This is a genomic window from Rothia sp. HMSC069C04, assembly GCF_001812895.1.
Lineage (GTDB): Bacteria > Actinomycetota > Actinomycetes > Actinomycetales > Micrococcaceae > Rothia.
The window spans coordinates 1-1,663 of sequence record NZ_KV810746.1 but is presented as its reverse complement, the minus strand read 5'-3'; the positions used below and the strand labels follow the sequence as shown (position 1 = coordinate 1,663).

Annotated in this window: 1 protein-coding gene and 1 pseudogene; both read left to right on the top strand. The window is 50.8% G+C overall.

Translation table 11 applies throughout. The annotated features are described in order from the left end of the window. Positions 1–335 precede the first annotated feature (335 nt). Positions 336–1,046: a DUF6318 family protein gene (locus tag HMPREF2879_RS06390; protein ID WP_070635058.1), complete on the top strand. Its 711-nt coding sequence runs from the start codon at positions 336–338 to the stop codon at positions 1,044–1,046. Between the two features lie 9 nt (positions 1,047–1,055). Next, a pseudogene (locus HMPREF2879_RS06385) lies at positions 1,056–1,663 on the top strand (peptide ABC transporter ATPase); the annotation flags it as partial.

The following is a 1,663-nucleotide window of genomic DNA, read 5'->3' as shown; positions in this document are numbered from 1 at the left end:
GGTTAGTGTCTTTGGTCGTAGTTAAAAACCATGGCAGAAGACGCTAAACCATGGCACAAATTCTGCAGGGGCGGCGCCTCCGCAAGTGTAGATTTATTTGATGCATAAAGCATTGATGTGTCCGAATAATGACGTTTAGATAGTATTGCACTCAAAGCAACGCAAATAGACACAAAGATGCGGTAGGGTGGTAACTGTAGTGTTCCATAGCGCACCGATGCGTTTGTTGGGTGCGCTACGGGGCTGTTTTCCTTCCGGTGGTCAGTTTGACCTGTGAAAAGCGGCCCGACATGCACATATATCACACCGTCACCGATGATAGGAGCGCATCTTCTATGGATTCGACCATCTTTAATCGCCGTACCCTGTTGGGTAGCGGCGCACTTGCGGGCCTGGGGGCCCTGCTTGCGGCGTGTGGCCAGCAGGCTTCTAATGAGGCGGCAGCCACCGCCTCGGCAGCGCCGAGCGAAACCGCTTCGGCATCTGCGTTGGCTTCTGAGTCGCCCTCGGCAAGCGCAACCCCGTCTACTGTTCGCGGCTACTCGGGCGGCTCGAAGGCACCGGACGGAGAGTACCGCCCGGCTGATTCGAAGGGACCCGCCCAAAATGTCCCCAAGCCCCCGGCACCGGAAGAGGGTTACCGCGAGAAGTCGATTTCCGGCTTGGAGAAGACGATTCGCGCTTGGATTTTGAATGAAAATTACTCAATTCAAACTGGAGACTATACGGAAACCCTTAAATTTGTGAGCCCTTCTTTCAAGGAAGAGATTGATTTCAGCAAAAAGATTTCATCTCTTTATCAGAAGGGTGGTTGGGTTATTGCTGGTACCCATAACTTTGTGGCTAATGGTGCGCCCTGGTCTGAGGACGGTGAGACCTATATTTGGCGTGCGTACCGGCAGTGGACTTACGCGATGTATGTTGAGCCTGATGGTAGCTGGGAGAGCTTCGAGAATGGGGATGATGTCAATAATATGTGGGACATCAAGTTGCGTTATACGGGTGATCGTTGGCTTGTTGAGTCAACAACGGTAGTCGAAGGTTAAATATCTGCCATGAAGATTCTCGCCAAATATACTATTGCAGCATTATTTATATCATTTGCTGGTTACACTGCCGCGTCTGGAGTAGAAGGAGAATTCAGCTCGTATTCAGAGTGTGTTAGCAATAACCCAAATTCAGCGCAGGTATGTGGAACTATTTTTAACAATCCAGAGCCCAAACCTACTTCTAAATCCAATAGATACGATGCTGGTCGCAATCAGTCCGGTGGAGATACTGTACGAGATACAAAAAATTCTGAAGCTGCAGAAAAAGCAAAAACCCAAGTCCATGAGTGGGAAAAGAGCCACAACCCCAATGGTTTTGATGTCTACTCCTCCAAAAATAACCCCGGTGTCCTTTACTGTGTAACCCCGGGAGGAAAAGTCGGTATATACAAACACACCAACCTCAGCCCGGAAACTGATGCAGGATTCATGGACCGCGGTCGCCCAGCAATGGGACTGAAGAGCCCCACCAGTGCTAACTGCATCCCCTCAGACATCAAGGCTGTTCAGGACACTAAATCCAAGGCAAACGACGGTCCCACCTGGGAGCAAATGATGGCGCAAATCATTGAGGCCGCCCAGTCGCTAGAGCCAGGCAAGCCGACCCTGCACCA